Source organism: Pseudomonas sp. ATCC PTA-122608 (assembly GCF_001952855.1).
In the GTDB taxonomy this organism is placed as follows: Bacteria; Pseudomonadota; Gammaproteobacteria; order Pseudomonadales; family Pseudomonadaceae; genus Aquipseudomonas.
This window is the reverse complement of sequence record NZ_LPNO01000046.1, coordinates 237,259-252,608: the sequence shown is the minus strand read 5'-3', so window position 1 is coordinate 252,608 and position 15,350 is coordinate 237,259. Positions and strand designations below refer to the sequence as shown.

The 15,350-nt window shown below is 58.9% G+C and carries 15 protein-coding genes and 1 pseudogene; 7 read left to right on the top strand and 9 right to left on the bottom strand.

Features of this window, described 5'->3' with window-relative positions; genetic code table 11:
* Window positions 1-21 precede the first annotated feature (21 nt).
* Window positions 22-495: a transcription elongation factor GreB gene (greB, locus tag AU074_RS27025; RefSeq protein ID WP_008437752.1), complete on the bottom strand. Its 474-nt coding sequence runs from the start codon at window positions 493-495 to the stop codon at window positions 22-24.
* A 148-nt stretch (window positions 496-643) separates the two neighbouring features.
* Window positions 644-1,843, bottom strand: a complete 1,200-nt coding sequence (locus AU074_RS27020; protein ID WP_076017330.1) for a hypothetical protein — start codon at window positions 1,841-1,843, stop codon at window positions 644-646.
* A 321-nt stretch (window positions 1,844-2,164) separates the two neighbouring features.
* On the opposite strand from AU074_RS27020, the gene AU074_RS27015 reads away from it, so the two are divergent.
* Genes AU074_RS27015 through AU074_RS27005 form a run of 3 tightly spaced genes read left to right on the top strand, consistent with a single transcriptional unit; the run spans window position 2,165 to window position 5,631 of the window.
* The gene (locus AU074_RS27015) at window positions 2,165-3,088 is read left to right on the top strand and encodes an ABC transporter ATP-binding protein (protein WP_076017329.1); all 924 of its coding nucleotides are present in this window, start codon (window positions 2,165-2,167) and stop codon (window positions 3,086-3,088) included.
* The gene (locus tag AU074_RS27010) at window positions 3,085-3,810 is read left to right on the top strand and encodes an ABC transporter permease (protein WP_076017328.1); all 726 of its coding nucleotides are present in this window, start codon (window positions 3,085-3,087) and stop codon (window positions 3,808-3,810) included. Before AU074_RS27015 ends, AU074_RS27010 begins: the two co-directional genes overlap by 4 nt.
* A gap of 15 nt (window positions 3,811-3,825) precedes the next feature.
* Entirely contained in the window at window positions 3,826-5,631 is a 1,806-nt protein-coding gene (locus tag AU074_RS27005) for a Gldg family protein (RefSeq protein WP_076017327.1), read from the top strand.
* 4 nt (window positions 5,632-5,635) lie between these two features.
* Here the strand turns inward: AU074_RS27005 and AU074_RS27000 are convergent, their stop codons facing one another.
* From AU074_RS27000 to AU074_RS26990, 3 genes are all read right to left on the bottom strand, one after another.
* Window positions 5,636-5,944, bottom strand: coding sequence for a hypothetical protein (locus AU074_RS27000; protein WP_076017326.1), 309 nt, complete (start codon window positions 5,942-5,944; stop codon window positions 5,636-5,638).
* 255 nt (window positions 5,945-6,199) lie between these two features.
* A complete protein-coding gene (locus tag AU074_RS26995; RefSeq protein ID WP_076017325.1) occupies window positions 6,200-6,634 on the bottom strand; it encodes a DoxX family protein in 435 nt (144 codons plus the stop codon).
* 103 nt (window positions 6,635-6,737) lie between these two features.
* Complete coding sequence (locus AU074_RS26990; RefSeq protein WP_076017324.1) at window positions 6,738-8,159, bottom strand: transglycosylase SLT domain-containing protein; 1,422 nt, start codon at window positions 8,157-8,159, stop codon at window positions 6,738-6,740.
* Window positions 8,160-8,397: 238 nt separating this feature from the next.
* Here AU074_RS26990 and AU074_RS26985 point away from each other — a divergent pair, with 238 nt between their 5' ends.
* From AU074_RS26985 to AU074_RS26975, 3 genes and pseudogenes are all read left to right on the top strand, one after another.
* The gene (locus AU074_RS26985) at window positions 8,398-9,204 is read left to right on the top strand and encodes a TatD family hydrolase (protein WP_076017323.1); all 807 of its coding nucleotides are present in this window, start codon (window positions 8,398-8,400) and stop codon (window positions 9,202-9,204) included.
* 96 nt (window positions 9,205-9,300) lie between these two features.
* Window positions 9,301-10,782, top strand: coding sequence for a methyl-accepting chemotaxis protein (locus AU074_RS26980; protein WP_076017322.1), 1,482 nt, complete (start codon window positions 9,301-9,303; stop codon window positions 10,780-10,782).
* Window positions 10,783-10,889: 107 nt separating this feature from the next.
* Window positions 10,890-11,147 (top strand): annotated as a pseudogene (locus AU074_RS26975) (terminase); the annotation flags it as partial.
* 19 nt (window positions 11,148-11,166) lie between these two features.
* Here AU074_RS26975 and AU074_RS26970 read toward each other — a convergent pair.
* From AU074_RS26970 to AU074_RS26960, 3 genes are all read right to left on the bottom strand, one after another.
* Complete coding sequence (locus AU074_RS26970) at window positions 11,167-11,964, bottom strand: acyl-CoA thioesterase II (RefSeq protein WP_076017320.1); 798 nt, start codon at window positions 11,962-11,964, stop codon at window positions 11,167-11,169.
* Between the two features lie 101 nt (window positions 11,965-12,065).
* Window positions 12,066-12,830, bottom strand: a complete 765-nt coding sequence (locus AU074_RS26965; RefSeq protein ID WP_076017319.1) for a CHAD domain-containing protein — start codon at window positions 12,828-12,830, stop codon at window positions 12,066-12,068.
* A gap of 96 nt (window positions 12,831-12,926) precedes the next feature.
* Window positions 12,927-13,205: a hypothetical protein gene (locus AU074_RS26960; protein ID WP_003218744.1), complete on the bottom strand. Its 279-nt coding sequence runs from the start codon at window positions 13,203-13,205 to the stop codon at window positions 12,927-12,929.
* A 217-nt stretch (window positions 13,206-13,422) separates the two neighbouring features.
* On the opposite strand from AU074_RS26960, the gene AU074_RS26955 reads away from it, so the two are divergent.
* The gene (locus AU074_RS26955) at window positions 13,423-14,460 is read left to right on the top strand and encodes a patatin-like phospholipase family protein (protein ID WP_076017318.1); all 1,038 of its coding nucleotides are present in this window, start codon (window positions 13,423-13,425) and stop codon (window positions 14,458-14,460) included.
* Between the two features lie 129 nt (window positions 14,461-14,589).
* Here the strand turns inward: AU074_RS26955 and AU074_RS26950 are convergent, their stop codons facing one another.
* Entirely contained in the window at window positions 14,590-15,285 is a 696-nt protein-coding gene (locus AU074_RS26950; RefSeq protein WP_003218747.1) for a response regulator, read from the bottom strand.
* Window positions 15,286-15,350 lie beyond the last annotated feature (65 nt).

The following is a 15,350-nucleotide window of genomic DNA, read 5'->3' as shown; positions in this document are numbered from 1 at the left end:
AAGAGGGCGGGCCATCCGTTGTTACTTCACATATTCGATGGCAGTGATCCACCAGCACACTTCGCCGCTCGGGGTCTGCACGAGTGCCTCGTCATCCACCTCTTTGCGCAGCAACGCGCGGGCCATGGGTGAATCGATGGAGATGTAGTCCATGCGTTCATAGATCTCATCGTAACCCACGATGCGAAAGCGCTTGGTCTCGCCCTGTTCGTTTTCAATCTCTACCCAGGCGCCGAAGAACACCTTGCCTTCCTGCTCCGGCATGTACTCCACCACGCGCATGTCTTCCAGGCGCTTGCGCAAATAGCGCACCCGGCGATCAATTTCCCGCAGCAGTTTCTTGTTGTACTGGTAGTCGGCGTTTTCGCTCCGGTCTCCAAGGGAGGCGGCCCACGTGACTTTACGGGTGGTATCAGGACGCTTTTCTCGCCACAGGTAATCAAGCTCCTTTTTCAGGGCTTCATGACCTTCTTTGGTAATCAGCTTAGTGCTCAAAAGCTCTACATCCCCTGGAAGTTCCAATGTTCAGACCCGCTGCCGCATCAGGCACAACGCATTTGACGCTCAATGTCAGCGGTGGAGGTCGATGATAAATGAACACAGGAAAGTAGCCAGACCCGCCGATGGATTCCAGTATCCAGCGTCAATCTGCATCCGACTGGAGTAGGCGACTTACAGGCTGGCTGTGTGCTAACTCACTCAGCCGTGCAAGAGACTCGTCCAGGGTTTGAAACGCGGCACTCAGGTTTTCCCGCAGGATAGGCAACTGAGACAGAGTCGCCGTCAGTTGTTGCTCTTTTTGACTAACCGCCCGTTCACGGTTGTGCACCTGGGCTTCCTCGCTCTCCAGGCCGCGCGCACGCTCGTCCATTCGACGCTGCTCTGCCTGGTTTAACGCCGAGCAATCCGCCAGATGCTCCTCCCGGGTCGTCAGCGTGCGGGTCAACAGTTCCAGGGAGGCCTCTTTTTCGGCAACTCTCTCGGCACTCCGTTGACTCTCCTGCTCAACCTCGACCTTTTCCTGGCGCAGCTCGAGACGTAACTGCTCAAGTGCTTCCTCCTGCTTGAGCACGCCGAGCTTTTGTTGTGTCAACTCTTGCGCCAGTCGGGAAAGATTGGCCAGCGTAGTGTCCACCTCGAACAATGAGGGCGCTTCATGCCGGGCGGGTTCAGGCTGCGGCGTTGCCGGTGCCTGCGGTGGCGTTGGCGGTGGCGCGGCGACTACCGGCTCGATCGGTGGCGCAATCAGTGGCTCGGTTATCTCGAACGTATCCGCGGGTGCCTGTGGCACCGGTTCGGACACTGGCGGTGCAGGCTCCGCAGGGTCCGCGGCCCTCTGAGGAGAAATCATCCTTGAGGAGAAACGAATCGACGGGACAATCAATGAATTGCTTTCGATGGCGGGCAAACCGGGCGCCGACGTTCCCAGGGTAATGACCTTCATCACAAGAGATTTCTTGATCGTCAACGAGTGATGATCTTCAGGCCTGGCGGGGGGCAACTTGCAGCCTTTCAGATCAACGAAATGATAAGGAATGTGGGCCTCGCCGGCACTTGCGGATTTGGTCCCGGGCGCAGCGGCAAGCGTCAGGATTTGCTTGAAGACACGGGTCGCGGTTTGCAGGTCTTCCTTGGAATCTATCGCCCCCAGAAAGTACCGTTCGAATTTTTTGCGCAACGCCGCGATGTATACCCGTGAACTACCGGGCTCTGTCTCTTCATCCAGACTATAAGCAAGGAAGTTCGAAGCGATCTGAGCCACCGCAAAACCACACAGCAGTGCACCGTTGACCGGCGCATCATGCTCGGATTGTTCTAGAACAAGGGTACGTAGAAGCAGCATGACGTTCAGGCTCCATTTCAAATTGGCAGAACTTCAAATACACGCCAAATAAACAACGACAGTAATTAAAGCATCAAATGCCTAACAATTGTTTCAGCGAGACATAGCTTGACACGTAGGACTTATCTTATTCAGCCCCCTTAATGTTTCCAAGACCGCCTATTGAACGTACCATTTTTAAAATGTAAGACACCGGACACGCGCACAACAAAAATATTTCAAATTTTGACTTTTCGACCAATCACAACCTGCCGCTCATGCAGGTTAATCGAGGCTTCGACTTAACCGAGCCTTGCCATATCCATCCAGTAGAAAAGCATAATGATCGAGATAACGAGCCTGACAAAAAAGATGGGCGGGAAAGCTATCATCCAGGACTTTTCATTTAGTGCCCAACCTCAGGAATGCCTGGGACTGTTTGGAAATGATGGTGCGGGAAAAACAACTCTCATCAAAATGCTAGCAAGCTCGATTCTCCCCTCTTCAGGCCATATAAAAGTATTCGGTCACGATATTACCCTCAATACACTCCACGCAAAGAAAGTCACGGGCTACCAGCCAGAATGTCTGAGTCATGGCGCAATGAGTGTAACGGGCTTTCTCGGTTTTATTGCCGGCATACGCGGATTCCGCGGCGCGGAAAAACGCAAGATGATTGACCGCGCAGTCGCACGGCTTGAACTGGGGCGGATACTCAAATGCCCGGTCGATACCCTCCCGGCAGGGTTGAAACGCAAAGTAGCCATCGCCCAGGCAATCCTGCATGACCCCAGACTGCTGTTGCTCGATGAGCCAACGGAAGGTCTGAATGCCGAGCAAAAACACAAGGTCAGAATGCTCATCAAGTCGCTGAACGACGAAATGACGATTATTGTCGCGTCCCGAATGCCCGAAGAGCTGGCCAGCATTTGCAACCGGGCATTGGTGATCGCCAACGGCCGATTAGTGGCAGACATGCCCCTGCCCGAACTGCAGCGCAGTTCCCGGCATTACCAGGCAGTCACCCTTGCCGCTGACACGCCGCTGGACCTACTGGCCCTGGCGGTATTGCCCGGGGTCGCCGGCATCGAGGAAGACCACGAGATGCCCGGCACAGTGACCGTACTCGCCATGCCGGGGCAAACCATTTACCCCCATATCAACGCACTGATCACTCACCGCCGCTGGAAAATCAATGCCCTGAAACTGGAGCCCGGACGCCTGGATGACGTTATCCATCACATGCGCCAGGAGGCATCGATTTGAAACTTTTACCGGTGATCATCAAGCGTCAACTTGCCAGTTATTTTTCGGCCCCCGTCACCTACCTGAGCACTGCAGTTTTCCTGACAGCCGCCGCTGCATTTGGCTTTCATACAAGCCAACTTTTGGAACAAAGCAGCGTCGACTTGCACGGATTCTTCCAGTTACACCCATGGCTTTACTTGCTGTTGACCCCTGTGCTTTCCACTCAACTTTGGGCAGACGAGCACACGGCCGGCTCCATGGACTTCATGAAAACCCTACCCGTCACTGGTTTCGAAATGGTTATCGGAAAGTTTTTGGCGGCCTGGCTTGTTTCTGGCATTGCCTTGCTATTGACCTTTCCAATCGTCATCACCGTCAACTATTTTGGAAATCCGGATAACACCGTCATTGCGTCCCAATACTTGGGAAGTTGGCTATTGGCTGGAAGTTATCTGTCGGTGGGCGGTTTTATCTGCGCACTGACGCACCATCGTCTGATCATATTTACAGTAACACTTTGTCTGCTGCTGGTCGCCAGCGGACTCTCTTCTCTACTTGACGCCATAGAACATCAAGCACCGATCTGGCTCGTTGACCGTATCATCTCCCTGAGCCCGTCAACGCGCTTTGACGCTATTGACCAAGGGGTACTGGCTCTTCAAGACAGTTTGTACTTCATCAGCATAATCGTCGCCTTTCTTGCCATGACGACCATTGCCCTGAATGTCAGAAACTCTTGAGAAGGACACGCTACGATGAGATCGCCATTAAGTGCCAGCATCACAATTAGCATCCTGCTATTACTCTTTCTCGCTTTTAATCTGGTATGGGCGCTTAAACTTCCAACTGTGCGGTTTGATTTCTCAGAACATAAAATTCATACATTGTCCGACCCTGTACGGACACTGCTCGCTTCACTGGAGCAACCGGTTGATCTGTATTTTTTCAACTCAAGCCACCCTCCGCAAAAATCCAATGCCGTGAAAAGCTACGGTAAACGGGTGGAGTTGTTGCTCAAGGAGTATGAAAAAGCGGCAAAGGGCAAAATCAACCTGCACCTCATCGACCCCAAGCCTTTTTCGGAAGATGAGTACAAGGCGCGGTTACTGGGGCTTGACGCCCAACAAGGATTCTTCGGCTTGGTCGGTACCAGCGCGGGTCATGGGCCACATAGTATCGAGGCGTTCAGCCTGGCCCGGGAGTCGCTGCTGGACTATGAGATCAGCCATTTGCTTCATAAAGTGCTCCACCCGGAGCAGCCGGTGATAGGCCTGATAACCCTGCTGCCAATGGACGGCGAACGGGATGAGCGCAGCGGCGTGAATACGCCTCCTTGGCAGTCATTGCAGGCGATGCGCCGCCAATTCAATCTCGTGAGCCTGGAGCCAGGCATCGAGAAAATCCCCGAACACATCAGAACCTTGATGGTGGTGCACCCCGGCAAACTGCCTGAGCAAACCCTGTACGCGATCGATCAGTTTGTATTGGGCGCCGGCAAGCTGATGATGTTTATCGACCCGCTTGCCGGGCTGGAGCCCAGCGCCACCGCCCCGGAAAACCCCAGGCTGGAAGCATTGCTGACCGCCTGGGGCATCCAGATGACCGCGGATAAGGTAATCGCCGATCATGACTACGCCACTCAAGTGATCATGACCACAGGTCAGCCGGCGGTGCGCCATCCCGCTGCGTTGTCCTTGTCCCGCCAGACGATGACACAGGATGACTTAAGCACCTGGAAACTCCACAGCGTCAATGTCTTGAGCAGCGGTGCGCTGGCGCCCACCAAGAAAAGCCGCATGACCTTCACCCCGCTGCTGCAAAGCTCCGGGCAAGCGGCCCTGTTTAATGCTGAGCGTTTTGCCCTGCCGGCGCAGTTCGATTCTCTGATCAATGAAGCCGCCGCTCGTGGTCAGCACCAGGTGATCGCCGCACGCGTCGAGGGGCCCGCCTACTCCGTCTTTCCTGACGGGATCAGCGGGGGTGAACCCGGCTTGCAAAAGTCTGCGCACATTCATGTGGTCGTGGTCGCGGACACTGATCTGCTCAGCGATCGTGTGGCCGGAATGCTTCATGACAACGATGCGCCGAGTGATCCCTCGTCAGATAACGCCATGTTTGTCTTGAATACCCTGGATAACCTGGCGGCGCCTGACACCCTGATGAACATTCGCCCCCGCGCAGGTGGCGGTCGATCACTGCAGGTGTTAAGGGCGATGCGCGAAGACGCGGCACGGGCCTTCCAGGAAAAGTCCGCGGAACGGGCGCAACGCCTGGAGCAAACGGAAAAGGAATGGCAATTGCTGACCCCCCGAACGCTTTCTCCAGGCGCTCAGGCGGTAACCTCCGACGTATTGCTGCAAGCGCTCAACAAGGAGCGTTTGCGAATACCGATGGAAATTCACGCGCTGAAGGTTCAGTCATATGCCCAGGTTCACGCGTTGGAGCGCAACGTGAAGCTGCTCAATATCCTGCCTGTACCGCTGATACTGTGCTTGATTGCGTGGGGTATCTTCCTGCTGCGCCGCCGTCGCCAGCACCCGCCTCCAGCGGCATTTCACTGAGAATTCAACGCCGGGCTATCAGCCCTTGTCGGGCAATCCGGGTCAACTGGCGTATGACTTCGCCCGCGTCGCTGGCACTGGGGGCTTGAATAACGGCCAAGTCAAAGCTGTTGGACGCAAAGCGCGCAAGGGAGTCGCCGTCTTCGACGAACTGGATCAAAAAGGCTGAAGGTCGCCCCGTGCGGCGTGGCCAACCATCCAGATAACGCAGTAGCGTCGGCTGGTGCTTGCCGCCCAAGAGGATTTTCGGATTGCGTTGGGTAAGGTCCGCGGTGATCGGGGCCAGGCGTATAACGGGGCGTAGTGCATTCATCGTGTCGTGTCTCTGCCTCAAAAGTCTGCGGGCAGGTGAGAGGCAACACCGAACCAGCGCTTTAGCGGAATTTCGAAGCTGGCCCATGGCTCTGGCTTCTGTCGGGACTGTGATCAGTCACCCGTGGCGCCCCGCAATTAGCTGTTTAAATCGGCGCATGGGCAACATCCTAGAGAAGCCTGTAGGGCGGTGTCAAGAATCCCGAGCAATGAAAAGGCCCGCACGGGGCGGGCCTTTAAAGGGGTTTACGCGGTATCAGTGAGTGATGGCGCGGTCGGCAGACAACTTGCCTGCACCTTCCGACAAGACCGCCAGCGTACCGCCCAGCAACGCCAGGGCGAACTCGTAACCGTTGTTGGCCATGAACAAACCGTTGTGGATGTGTACCGAGAAAATCGCCACCAGGGAGATGATCGACAAGCCCAACGCCGCAGGCCGCGCCAGCAAGCCGATGATCAGCGCCAGCCCGGCGAAGAACTCGGTACCACCCGACAACAGCGCCATCAAGGTACCCGGCGCCAGGCCGATGCTTTCCATCCACTGGGCAGTGCCCGCCAGACCGCCACCGCCAAACCAGCCAAAGAGCTTCTGCGAACCGTGGGCGGCGAAAATGATCCCGACAAAAATCCGCAGAACCGTCAGGCCGTAGCCGGCGCGGGTGGAGAGGATGCGGGTGATCAATGGGCTCATGCTGATAATCCTTTTCGATGTAGGGGTTGGTTGGCCGCTATATTAATCAGTTTAAGCAATGATAAAAGCCGATAAAACGGCTAATAACAATCTAATTAATAGATTATTTACGAGAGGCGACTCGCGGCGCTGCAGGCTCCAACGACTCCCGTTCCCGATCAAACGCCAGGTAATACTTGTTCACGCTATTAACATAGCTGACGCCACCCATCCCCACCTGCTCCATGGCAATGCGCTCGACCTGGAAAAACCATTGGTTTGGGTTAAGCCCGCGCCGCCGCGCTTCGGCACGCATTCCCTGGACCCGCTCCGGCCCCATGTTGTAGGCCGCCAGCACAAACGCCATGCGCTCGCGTTCGTTGAGCTTGGGGCTTGAGAAAAACTTGCGCCGGATCATCGCCAGGTACCGCGCGCCCGCCTGCACATTGCTGTCCAGGCTCTCGATGTTATTGACCCCAACCCGCTGGGCCGCCGATGGCGTGATCTGCATCAGCCCCGTGGGGCCGCCACTGCTTCTGGCGCCGGGGTCGAGGGCAGACTCCTTGAACGCCAGCGCGGCCAGGTTCAGCCAATCCATGCCCTGCTCACGGGCATGCTTTTGCAGCACTGGGCGCAGTTTTTCCAGGCGCTGTCGATCGGCACGGGCCAGCGGATAACGCACTTGATACAGGCGGCGGTAGATACGCTGAAATGCCACGTCCTGGTCGGACGGGGTGTGGTAGGTCTTGAGGAAACGGTCAATGCTGGCCCGCAGCATCGAAGCATCCTGGCGCACAAACCAATATTCTTCACCCGGCTCGCTTATGGCTACTTGCCGGTCAAACCGCAGCTTGGGCAGGATCTTCGCCCAGCGCTCGGCAATCGGTCGCTCGACAATCGTCAGGTGGAAAATCCCGGCCTGGACCATCTCCAGCACATCTTCCACTGCCAGGCTGGGGTCGACCCATTCCACCTTCACCGGCGGCAACTTGTGCAGCGCCAGCTTCTGGTTGACCTGATTGATCGCGTCCGACGCGGCACTGCCCGTGGTCAAGGCCAGCGTGCGCCCGGACAATTGCTCAAGCTTGGTAAACCGCCGCTCGCCCTTGAGCCCTACCAGCCACAACGACACATCGCTGGCTATCGGGTCGCTGGCGGCAATCTTGTGGGCGGCCTTCACGTCTAGCAATTCGCCGGGGGCTACCAGGTCGCCCTCGCCACGGGCCAATGCGCCAATCAGTTGATCCTTGGCTTTGGGAATAATTTTGAGGTTGATCTCTTCACCGTCACGGGCGTGACCGTTGAGGTATTGCTCGAAAGCGCGCAGGCGGTGGTATTCAACACCGATGGCCTGGCCCTGGACTTCACCGGAACTGTTGCGACTCTGGTTGACCAACACCCGCAAGGTGCGGCTGCTGCGGATCTGCGCAAGATCCCGGACCTTGCCGGGCTTGATCACCTCCAGCGGGCCGTCCAGACGCGCAACCGCCGCGATGGGCAGCAGTAACGTCAGGCACAACACAAGCAACGCCGAGGGTCGGATCATCCGCTCTCCGGAAGAAAGAATACTGCCCATTGCTTCGCGAAAAACGAGGCGTTGGGGGACAGAAACAGAGCGCCATGAGCGCAGGCTTTGGGCGCAAGGGTGGCACGGCAGATGGCGACAAACCAAACACGGTGTTACTTGCGACTTTCAAAGACAGCTTTAACTCGTTGTAGTTCTTGGCTTTTCTTATAAATCTACAGCTCTGATATGCTTTCCGACCGCAGGCGGAGGTAGCACCATGCAACTCATTGATATCGGCGTCAACCTGACCAACCCAAGTTTCGACGAAAAGCACCAGGCCGTTCTCGACCGTGCCTACGCCGCCGGGGTGAGCCAATTGGTGCTCACCGGCACCAGTGTCGATGGCAGTGAACAGGCCCTGGAACTGTGCGAACAACTGGACGAAAGCGGTCAACGCCTGTTCGCCACTGCCGGTATCCACCCCCACTCCGCCAGTGACTGGAATGCCGAAAGCGCCAGGCGCCTGCGCGGTCTGCTCAAGGAAAGTCGTGTGCGGGCGGTGGGTGAATGCGGGCTGGATTTCAACCGGGATTTCTCGCCGCGCCCCCAGCAGGAAAAAGTCCTCGAAGAACACCTGGCCCTGGCCGTGGAACTGAAACTCCCGGTTTTTCTTCATGAGCGTGACGCCAACCAGCGCCTGCTGGAAATCCTGCGGGACTACCGCGATCACCTGTCGGCTGCCGTGGTGCACTGCTTCACCGGCGAGCAGCGTGCTTTGTTCAGCTACCTCGACCTGGACCTGCACATCGGCATTACCGGCTGGATCTGCGACGAGCGCCGTGGGACGCACCTGCATCCGCTGGTCAGGGAAATTCCCCGTGGACGCCTGATGCTGGAAAGCGATGCGCCCTATTTGCTGCCACGCACCTTGCGACCCAAGCCGAAAAACGGGCGCAACGAACCCGCCTATTTGCCGGAAGTCCTGCGGGAAGTCGCCTTGCACCGCGAAGAAACCGTGGAAGACCTGGCGCAACACAGCACCGCCTGCGCCCGGGCCTTTTTTGGATTGCCTGTGCCGGATTGACGCGGCTCATTGACCCACATCAAAACCCGGCGCCTCGATAGCGGCACAATAATGGCACCTTGCCAATGCTGTTTCCGCTATCAGAGAAAACCTTCCATGGGTGCCTGGCTTAGCAACATCTCGCTTAAATACAAATTCTGGGCCGTAAACGCGGTCGCCTTCATCACCACGTTGCTGCTGGTGTTGTACGCCGTGCAGCTCGAACAACAGGCCCGCAGCCAGGCCTCCCAGGCTTCGGCGCAAGCCCAGGCGCACTTGCTCAGTGCCTGGCCGGCCGGCCAACCGCTGCCTAAGGGCGAGCACTGGCTGACCTATGCCAAGGGCAAAGTCCCACAACTGGGCGACGAGGATCTGTCAGCCCTGGCCACCGCCAGTGGCTGGGTGGACTTCAATCACATGCCGTTGTTTGGCGAAAACCCGCTGATGGGCGCCGAAGTGATCGCTCGTGCCGACGGCCAGCAGGTCGCCGTGCTGGCCTACGGACCCAGCTTGAGCCAGGTGTTCGAAGAACGGTTCGCCAATTACGCCGTGGCGGTGATGATTCTGATGCTGGCCATGCTCGGTGCCTCACAGCTGTTGATCCGCTTTCTGCTCAGCCAACTCAACACCTTGAAAGACGTGATGCTGCACGTCGAAAAAACCGGCGACCTCTCGGCCCGCGTGCCCTTGGCTTGTAAAGACGAGGTCGGGCAGATGGCTACTGCCTTTAACGCGATGCAAGCGGGTTATCAGCGCGTGGTCAACACCGTCGCGCGCACCGCCAAGCAACTGGACGACGGTGCCGCACGCCTGGCCAGCAGCATGAACGAGGTGCAACACGGCATGCTCGGCCAGCAAAGCGAAACCGACCAGGCCGCCACCGCGATCAACGAGATGACCGCCACCGTTTACCATATCGCCCAGCATGCCGGCGCCACCCGCGACCTGTCCCAGACTGCCGACACCCTCGCCGGCAGCGGCCAGGAAGTGGTCAGCCGGGTGCAGCGCTCGATTGCCGGGCTGTCTACCGGCGTGCAGCAGACCGCCGAAATGATCCAGAAACTGGCCGAGGACAGCCAGAAAATCAACAGTGTGGTCGGGGTGATTCACAGCATCGCCGAACAGACCAACCTGCTGGCCCTCAACGCCGCCATCGAAGCGGCGCGTGCTGGCGAAATGGGTCGGGGGTTTGCCGTGGTCGCCGACGAAGTGCGCAACCTGGCCAAGCGGGTGCAGAGCTCCACTGATGAAATCACCCGTATGGTGTCTGCCCTGCAAGCCGGCACCCGGGACGCGGTGGACTTTATGCAGGAAAGCTCGTTCAAGGCCGACGACTGCGTACAACAGGCGCAAGAGGCCGGGATCGCCCTCGCTGAAATCACCGGGGCCGTGGCGCAGATGCGCGAGAGCAATACGCAGATTGCCGTGGCGGCCGAACAGCAAAGCCACGTGGCCGAGGAGATGAATCGGGCGGTGGTGAGCATCCGTGACGTCACCGAGAATACCGTGCAACAAACCGTGGACTCGGCCACCACCAGCAATCAGCTGGCGACCCTGGCCGGTGAACTGAGCAAGGCCATCGGACAATTGAAGCTGTAAACCCGAATGAATGGCTATGGCCCCCATAGCCATCCTTGATTCGCCGCCCCGCCCTGCCCGTCCTACACTCTGTTCAAGATGTTTCAACGAACAGAGGAATCACGATCATGGGCAAACGTCATCCGAATCTCCCCGCCTGGCAATGGCGCACCCAACCGCAGAATCATCAGCATGCAACCAATCAAGTGCTGCAGCTGCTTGCGCTGCCACTGTTGGTGATCGGCTTTCTGTTGATGGTCTCCGGGGTGTTCAGCGAGAACCTGGCGAGCGTCGCTATCGGGGTTGTCGGCATTCTGGCCGCGCTGGCATTGCAGCATCACGGTCGCAGCCTGGAGGCACGCACCGGCGATGCCTCCAACGATCAACACCTGTTGGTCTGAGGACTCAGGCGAACACCACCACCGACTGGCGACTGATAGCAATCAACTGGCCGTCAGGGCTCCACAGCTGCGCAGCCGCATGGCCGTAGCCGTCGCGGGCATGCTCGATGTGGACCCGGTACTGGCACCAGTCCAGGGTGCTGAGGGCTTGCAACGGCTGGACGAATTCGATGGTCCAGGTCAGGGTGCTGCCCGGTGCGGGTTGTGTCAGGTGCGGCAACACCGCAGGTGGCCACGCATCCACCAGCGCGAGGATATGCGCTTCGGTCAGCGGTTCTTCTTTCACGTCGCCACGCAAGCGCACCCAGCCGCCCATCTCACGGGATTTATTGCCGGTGAACGGCAGGCCGCCCACGCTCCAGCGCATCGCCAGGTGCCGCATGAATTCCGGCGTTACGCCTTTTACGTAGGGCAGCTCCTGGCATTCGTCCCAGTGTTTGAAAGTGGGCGCAGGTTCAGCGGCGACGTCGATCTGCGATGGCCGCGACGCGCCGAAGCTGGCCTGCACCAGGGTCATCGTTTCGCCGTTCTGCACCACACGGCCCAGCAATTGGCTGACGGCCTTGCCTTCGCGCAGCACTTCCACTTCGTAGCGGGCAGACACATCCGGCGCCACCGGGCCGACAAAGGTAATCGCCAGCGAACGCAACGGGCGATCCGCCGGGACCTGCGCACGCAGGGCTTCGTACTCCAACGCCACGACAAGCCCGCCAAAGGTGGCGCGGCCCTGGGCCCATTCGGCCGGGACCGAGACGTCCAGCGGGTGGCTGCGGGCAGCGTCGAGCAAATCACTAAAGCGCATGGCGATCTCAACTTGAAGAAAGGATTGAGGGATCTTAACCACCCGGCCTGCGCCACACAGCACCTATTCCAGCCAAAAGTCCGGACAGAAAGGCCGCGCAATCACGCGAAGCAGTCGGCGCTCAACTTGTCCAGCACCCGGTCCGCTTGCCCTTCAGCCTCCGCCATGGTGCGGTGCCAGCCGGTCACGCACGGCTGCAAGTCAGGCTCATGCCCGGCTTGCGCCAGCCATTGCCAGCAGTCGTGCCAATCGCCAAGGGCGCCTTGAGCCGCCTTGAGACGGGACACGGCTTTAGGCGGCAGCTTGTTCAGCTGGGGATAAGCCTCGGCGGCATAACGCACGCGCTTGATCAACAGGCGCAGGCGATGACGGTCATGATTGGGATCGCGCAGCGCCTCGCCGAGGTTTTTCCATTGCTTGGCCAGGCGTTTTTCAATGCGCGTGCTCAGGCCCTTAAGCAACTTCTGCCGTTGGGAGGCGCGGATAAAACGGGGGAATGCATCGAGGATCAGCAGCAGTTGCGCCAGCTCCGGCCCTTGTGCAACCGAGCGGTAGGTGGCCGGCTGCTGCCGCATACGCCGCTCAGCCGCCTCGTGATGGCCGTGCTGGTGGAGGTAGGCCGCCAACACCTCACGGTCGCGAAACGGCGTGGTCAGTTGGCCGACGGCACTGGCGGCCGCCTCGAGTTGCTCGACACCGGGCAACCCGCGCAATGGTCGCAACAGGCTGCGCAAGCGCCGCACGGTGGTGCGCAGATCATGCAGGGCCTCGTCGTCCGTGACGGCGGCGAGGCGCGCCTGGCAGTTCAGTAACCCTACTTCCAGACCAATGACCTGAGCGACTAGCTGATCGACCAAGGCTGACATCCTTTCCTCCTCAATGATTAGACTTCTGTGAGCTTGAGGCCGCTGACGCAGCCTCGTTGCACTCGACAGTTGCTATGCGGGGGTTGCTATGCGGGGTTAGCGCCCTGCACGGGACTCACGAATGTAGAAGCGGGCCTTCTCGGCCTTGGTCGAGCAGCCTTCGAAGGCTTCAAACTGCTGCTGGGTCTTGGCGCCAGTCAACAACGACAGAGCCTTGGAGTAACTCACGGTGCCGGCAAAACCTTCGGCCTTGGCCAGGTCCAGTTCGTGCCACGCCGCGTCCAGTTGCGTGCCGCAGCTGTCGCGATAAGCGGTTTTCCCGGCACAACCGGCCAGGGCCAACACGATCACAGGCACACACATCCAGGCTTTCATCAAATGACACCTCAAGAAAAGAAAAAACAGTCAAAGCTGTAGACGTTGCCTACACAGAAAAGTGCCTTATCCGACTGCCTGAATCCGCAGCTCCGATTGCCAGAGCATACCCGAGCATGATCGCCCGCTCGCGAAAATAATCGGTTGTGACAGTGATGATTGAAGCGCGCCCCTCGATGGGTGCATTGTGGGTACCTGTTTTACGAAGGATCAGGTCATGAACAAACGTGTTGCATTGGTGCTGGGCTCCGGTGGCGCCCGGGGCTACGCCCATATCGGCGTGATCGAGGAAATCGAAAAACGCGGCTACGACATCGCCTGCATTGCCGGCTGCTCCATGGGTGCGGTGGTGGGTGGGATCTATGCCGCGGGCAAGCTGGAAGCGTATCGAAACTGGATCGAAAGCCTCGACTACCTCGACGTACTGCGCCTGGTCGACGTGAGCTTTCGCCTGGGGGCGATTCGTGGCGAGAAGGTCTTTGGGCAGATCCGCAAGATCGTCGGCGAGATCAATATCGAAGACCTGCGCATTCCCTACACCGCCGTGGCCACCGACCTGACCAACCAGCAGGAAATCTGGTTCCAGGAAGGCTGCCTGCACCAGGCCATGCGCGCCTCGGCGGCGATTCCCAGCCTGTTCACACCGGTGATGCAGGGCAACCGCATGCTGGTGGACGGCGGCCTGCTCAACCCGCTGCCGATCGTGCCAGTGGTGTCGAGCCATTGCGACCTGATCATCGCGGTCAACCTCAACTCCACCAACCAGAAGCACTACACGCTGCCGGTGATCCAGCGTCCGCCGGCGTTCAGGAGCCGCTTCGATAACCTGGTGCGTTCACTGGGTTCGCACTTGCCGTTTCGACGCAAGCAGGCCGAGCAATTATTGATGCTGGAACAGGAAGCGCTGCTGGCCCAGGCCGCCGATATCAACCCGTGGCTGGACTCTGCCGAACCCGAGGCACAACAACCGGCGGCGGCACCGGAAAAGGCCGGGGCGCCAAAGTCGGCGACCGGCTCGTTCATCATCGATAACGTGGGGCCGGCGTCGCTGCTGGACCTGATCAACCAGAGCTTCGAGGTGATGCAGACGTCCCTGGCGCAGTACAAGATCGCAGGGTACCCGCCGGATATTTTGATCAACGTGCCGAAGCGGGTGTGCCGGTTTTTCGAGTTTTACAAAGCGCCGGAGTTGATCGCGCTGGGCAGGGAGATCGCCAGCGATACGCTGGATCGGTATGAGAGTGAGCAACACTGAGGTTTTATAAGCAGGGCTTTTGTGGCGAGGGAGCTTGCTCCCGCTGGAGTGCGAAGCGCTCCCGGGATTTTGGGGCTGCTGCGCAGCCCAACGGGAGCAAGCTCCCTCGCCACAGGTTGAGCTAACGCTTCAGGCCTCGGTGTTCAACAACCGATAGCCCACACCGGCCTCAGTCACGATAAACCGTGGCTGAGTCGGATCATCCGCCAGTTTCTGGCGCAGATGCCCCACCACAATCCGCAGGTAATGGCTGTCTTCGGTATGGGTCGGGCCCCAGATATCCTTGAGCAGTTGCTGCTGGGTGATCACCCGCCCGGGATGCCGCGCCAGTTGCGCCAGCACCGCGTATTCCTTGCGGGTCAGCGCCACTTCGACACCGTCCAGCAGCACCCGCCGATAAGCCAGGTCTACCGTCAGCGGGCCAAACCGCAATGCCGCTTCCTGTGCCTCCCCCGCCGGCGCCTGGCGCAACAACGCCCGTACCCGCGCAAGAAACTCCTGGATGCCAAACGGCTTGGTCACGTAGTCGTTGGCGCCGTTATCCAGCGCCTCGACCTTTTGCACTTCGCTGGCACGTACCGACAGCACCAGCACCGGCACCGTGGACCATTCACGAAACTCGCGCAGCACTTGCTGGCCGTCCATGTCCGGCAGGCCGAGGTCGAGCACCAGCAGGTCCGGTTTACTCAAGGCGGCCTGGGCCAGGCCTTCGTTGCCGGTGCCGGCCTCGATCACTTTGTAGCCCTGGGAGGCCAGGCTGATACGCAAGAACTTGCGGATCTGCGGTTCGTCGTCAATGACCAAAATCGTCGCAGTCTGGCTCATGGTGTCCAATCAAAATCCGTGAAGAAACATTTCATTGTAGGAGCGAGCTTGCTCGCGAAAAACGC

Excerpts from the sequence above, each read along its gene's own strand:
- AU074_RS26955 (WP_076017318.1), top strand. The coding sequence starts at position 13,423 with ATGAACAAACGTGTTGCATTGGTGCTGGGCTCCGGTGGCGCCCGGGGC.
- AU074_RS27005 (WP_076017327.1), top strand. The coding sequence starts at position 3,826 with ATGAGATCGCCATTAAGTGCCAGCATCACAATTAGCATCCTGCTATTA.
- AU074_RS26990 (WP_076017324.1), bottom strand. The coding sequence starts at position 8,159 with ATGATCCGACCCTCGGCGTTGCTTGTGTTGTGCCTGACGTTACTGCTG.
- AU074_RS26985 (WP_076017323.1), top strand. The coding sequence starts at position 8,398 with ATGCAACTCATTGATATCGGCGTCAACCTGACCAACCCAAGTTTCGAC.
- AU074_RS26965 (WP_076017319.1), bottom strand. The coding sequence starts at position 12,830 with ATGTCAGCCTTGGTCGATCAGCTAGTCGCTCAGGTCATTGGTCTGGAA.
- AU074_RS27020 (WP_076017330.1), bottom strand. The coding sequence starts at position 1,843 with ATGCTGCTTCTACGTACCCTTGTTCTAGAACAATCCGAGCATGATGCG.
- AU074_RS27015 (WP_076017329.1), top strand. The coding sequence starts at position 2,165 with ATGATCGAGATAACGAGCCTGACAAAAAAGATGGGCGGGAAAGCTATC.
- AU074_RS27000 (WP_076017326.1), bottom strand. The coding sequence starts at position 5,944 with ATGAATGCACTACGCCCCGTTATACGCCTGGCCCCGATCACCGCGGAC.
- AU074_RS26995 (WP_076017325.1), bottom strand. The coding sequence starts at position 6,634 with ATGAGCCCATTGATCACCCGCATCCTCTCCACCCGCGCCGGCTACGGC.
- AU074_RS26960 (WP_003218744.1), bottom strand. The coding sequence starts at position 13,205 with ATGAAAGCCTGGATGTGTGTGCCTGTGATCGTGTTGGCCCTGGCCGGT.
- AU074_RS26950 (WP_003218747.1), bottom strand. The coding sequence starts at position 15,285 with ATGAGCCAGACTGCGACGATTTTGGTCATTGACGACGAACCGCAGATC.
- AU074_RS26980 (WP_076017322.1), top strand. The coding sequence starts at position 9,301 with ATGGGTGCCTGGCTTAGCAACATCTCGCTTAAATACAAATTCTGGGCC.
- AU074_RS26970 (WP_076017320.1), bottom strand. The coding sequence starts at position 11,964 with ATGCGCTTTAGTGATTTGCTCGACGCTGCCCGCAGCCACCCGCTGGAC.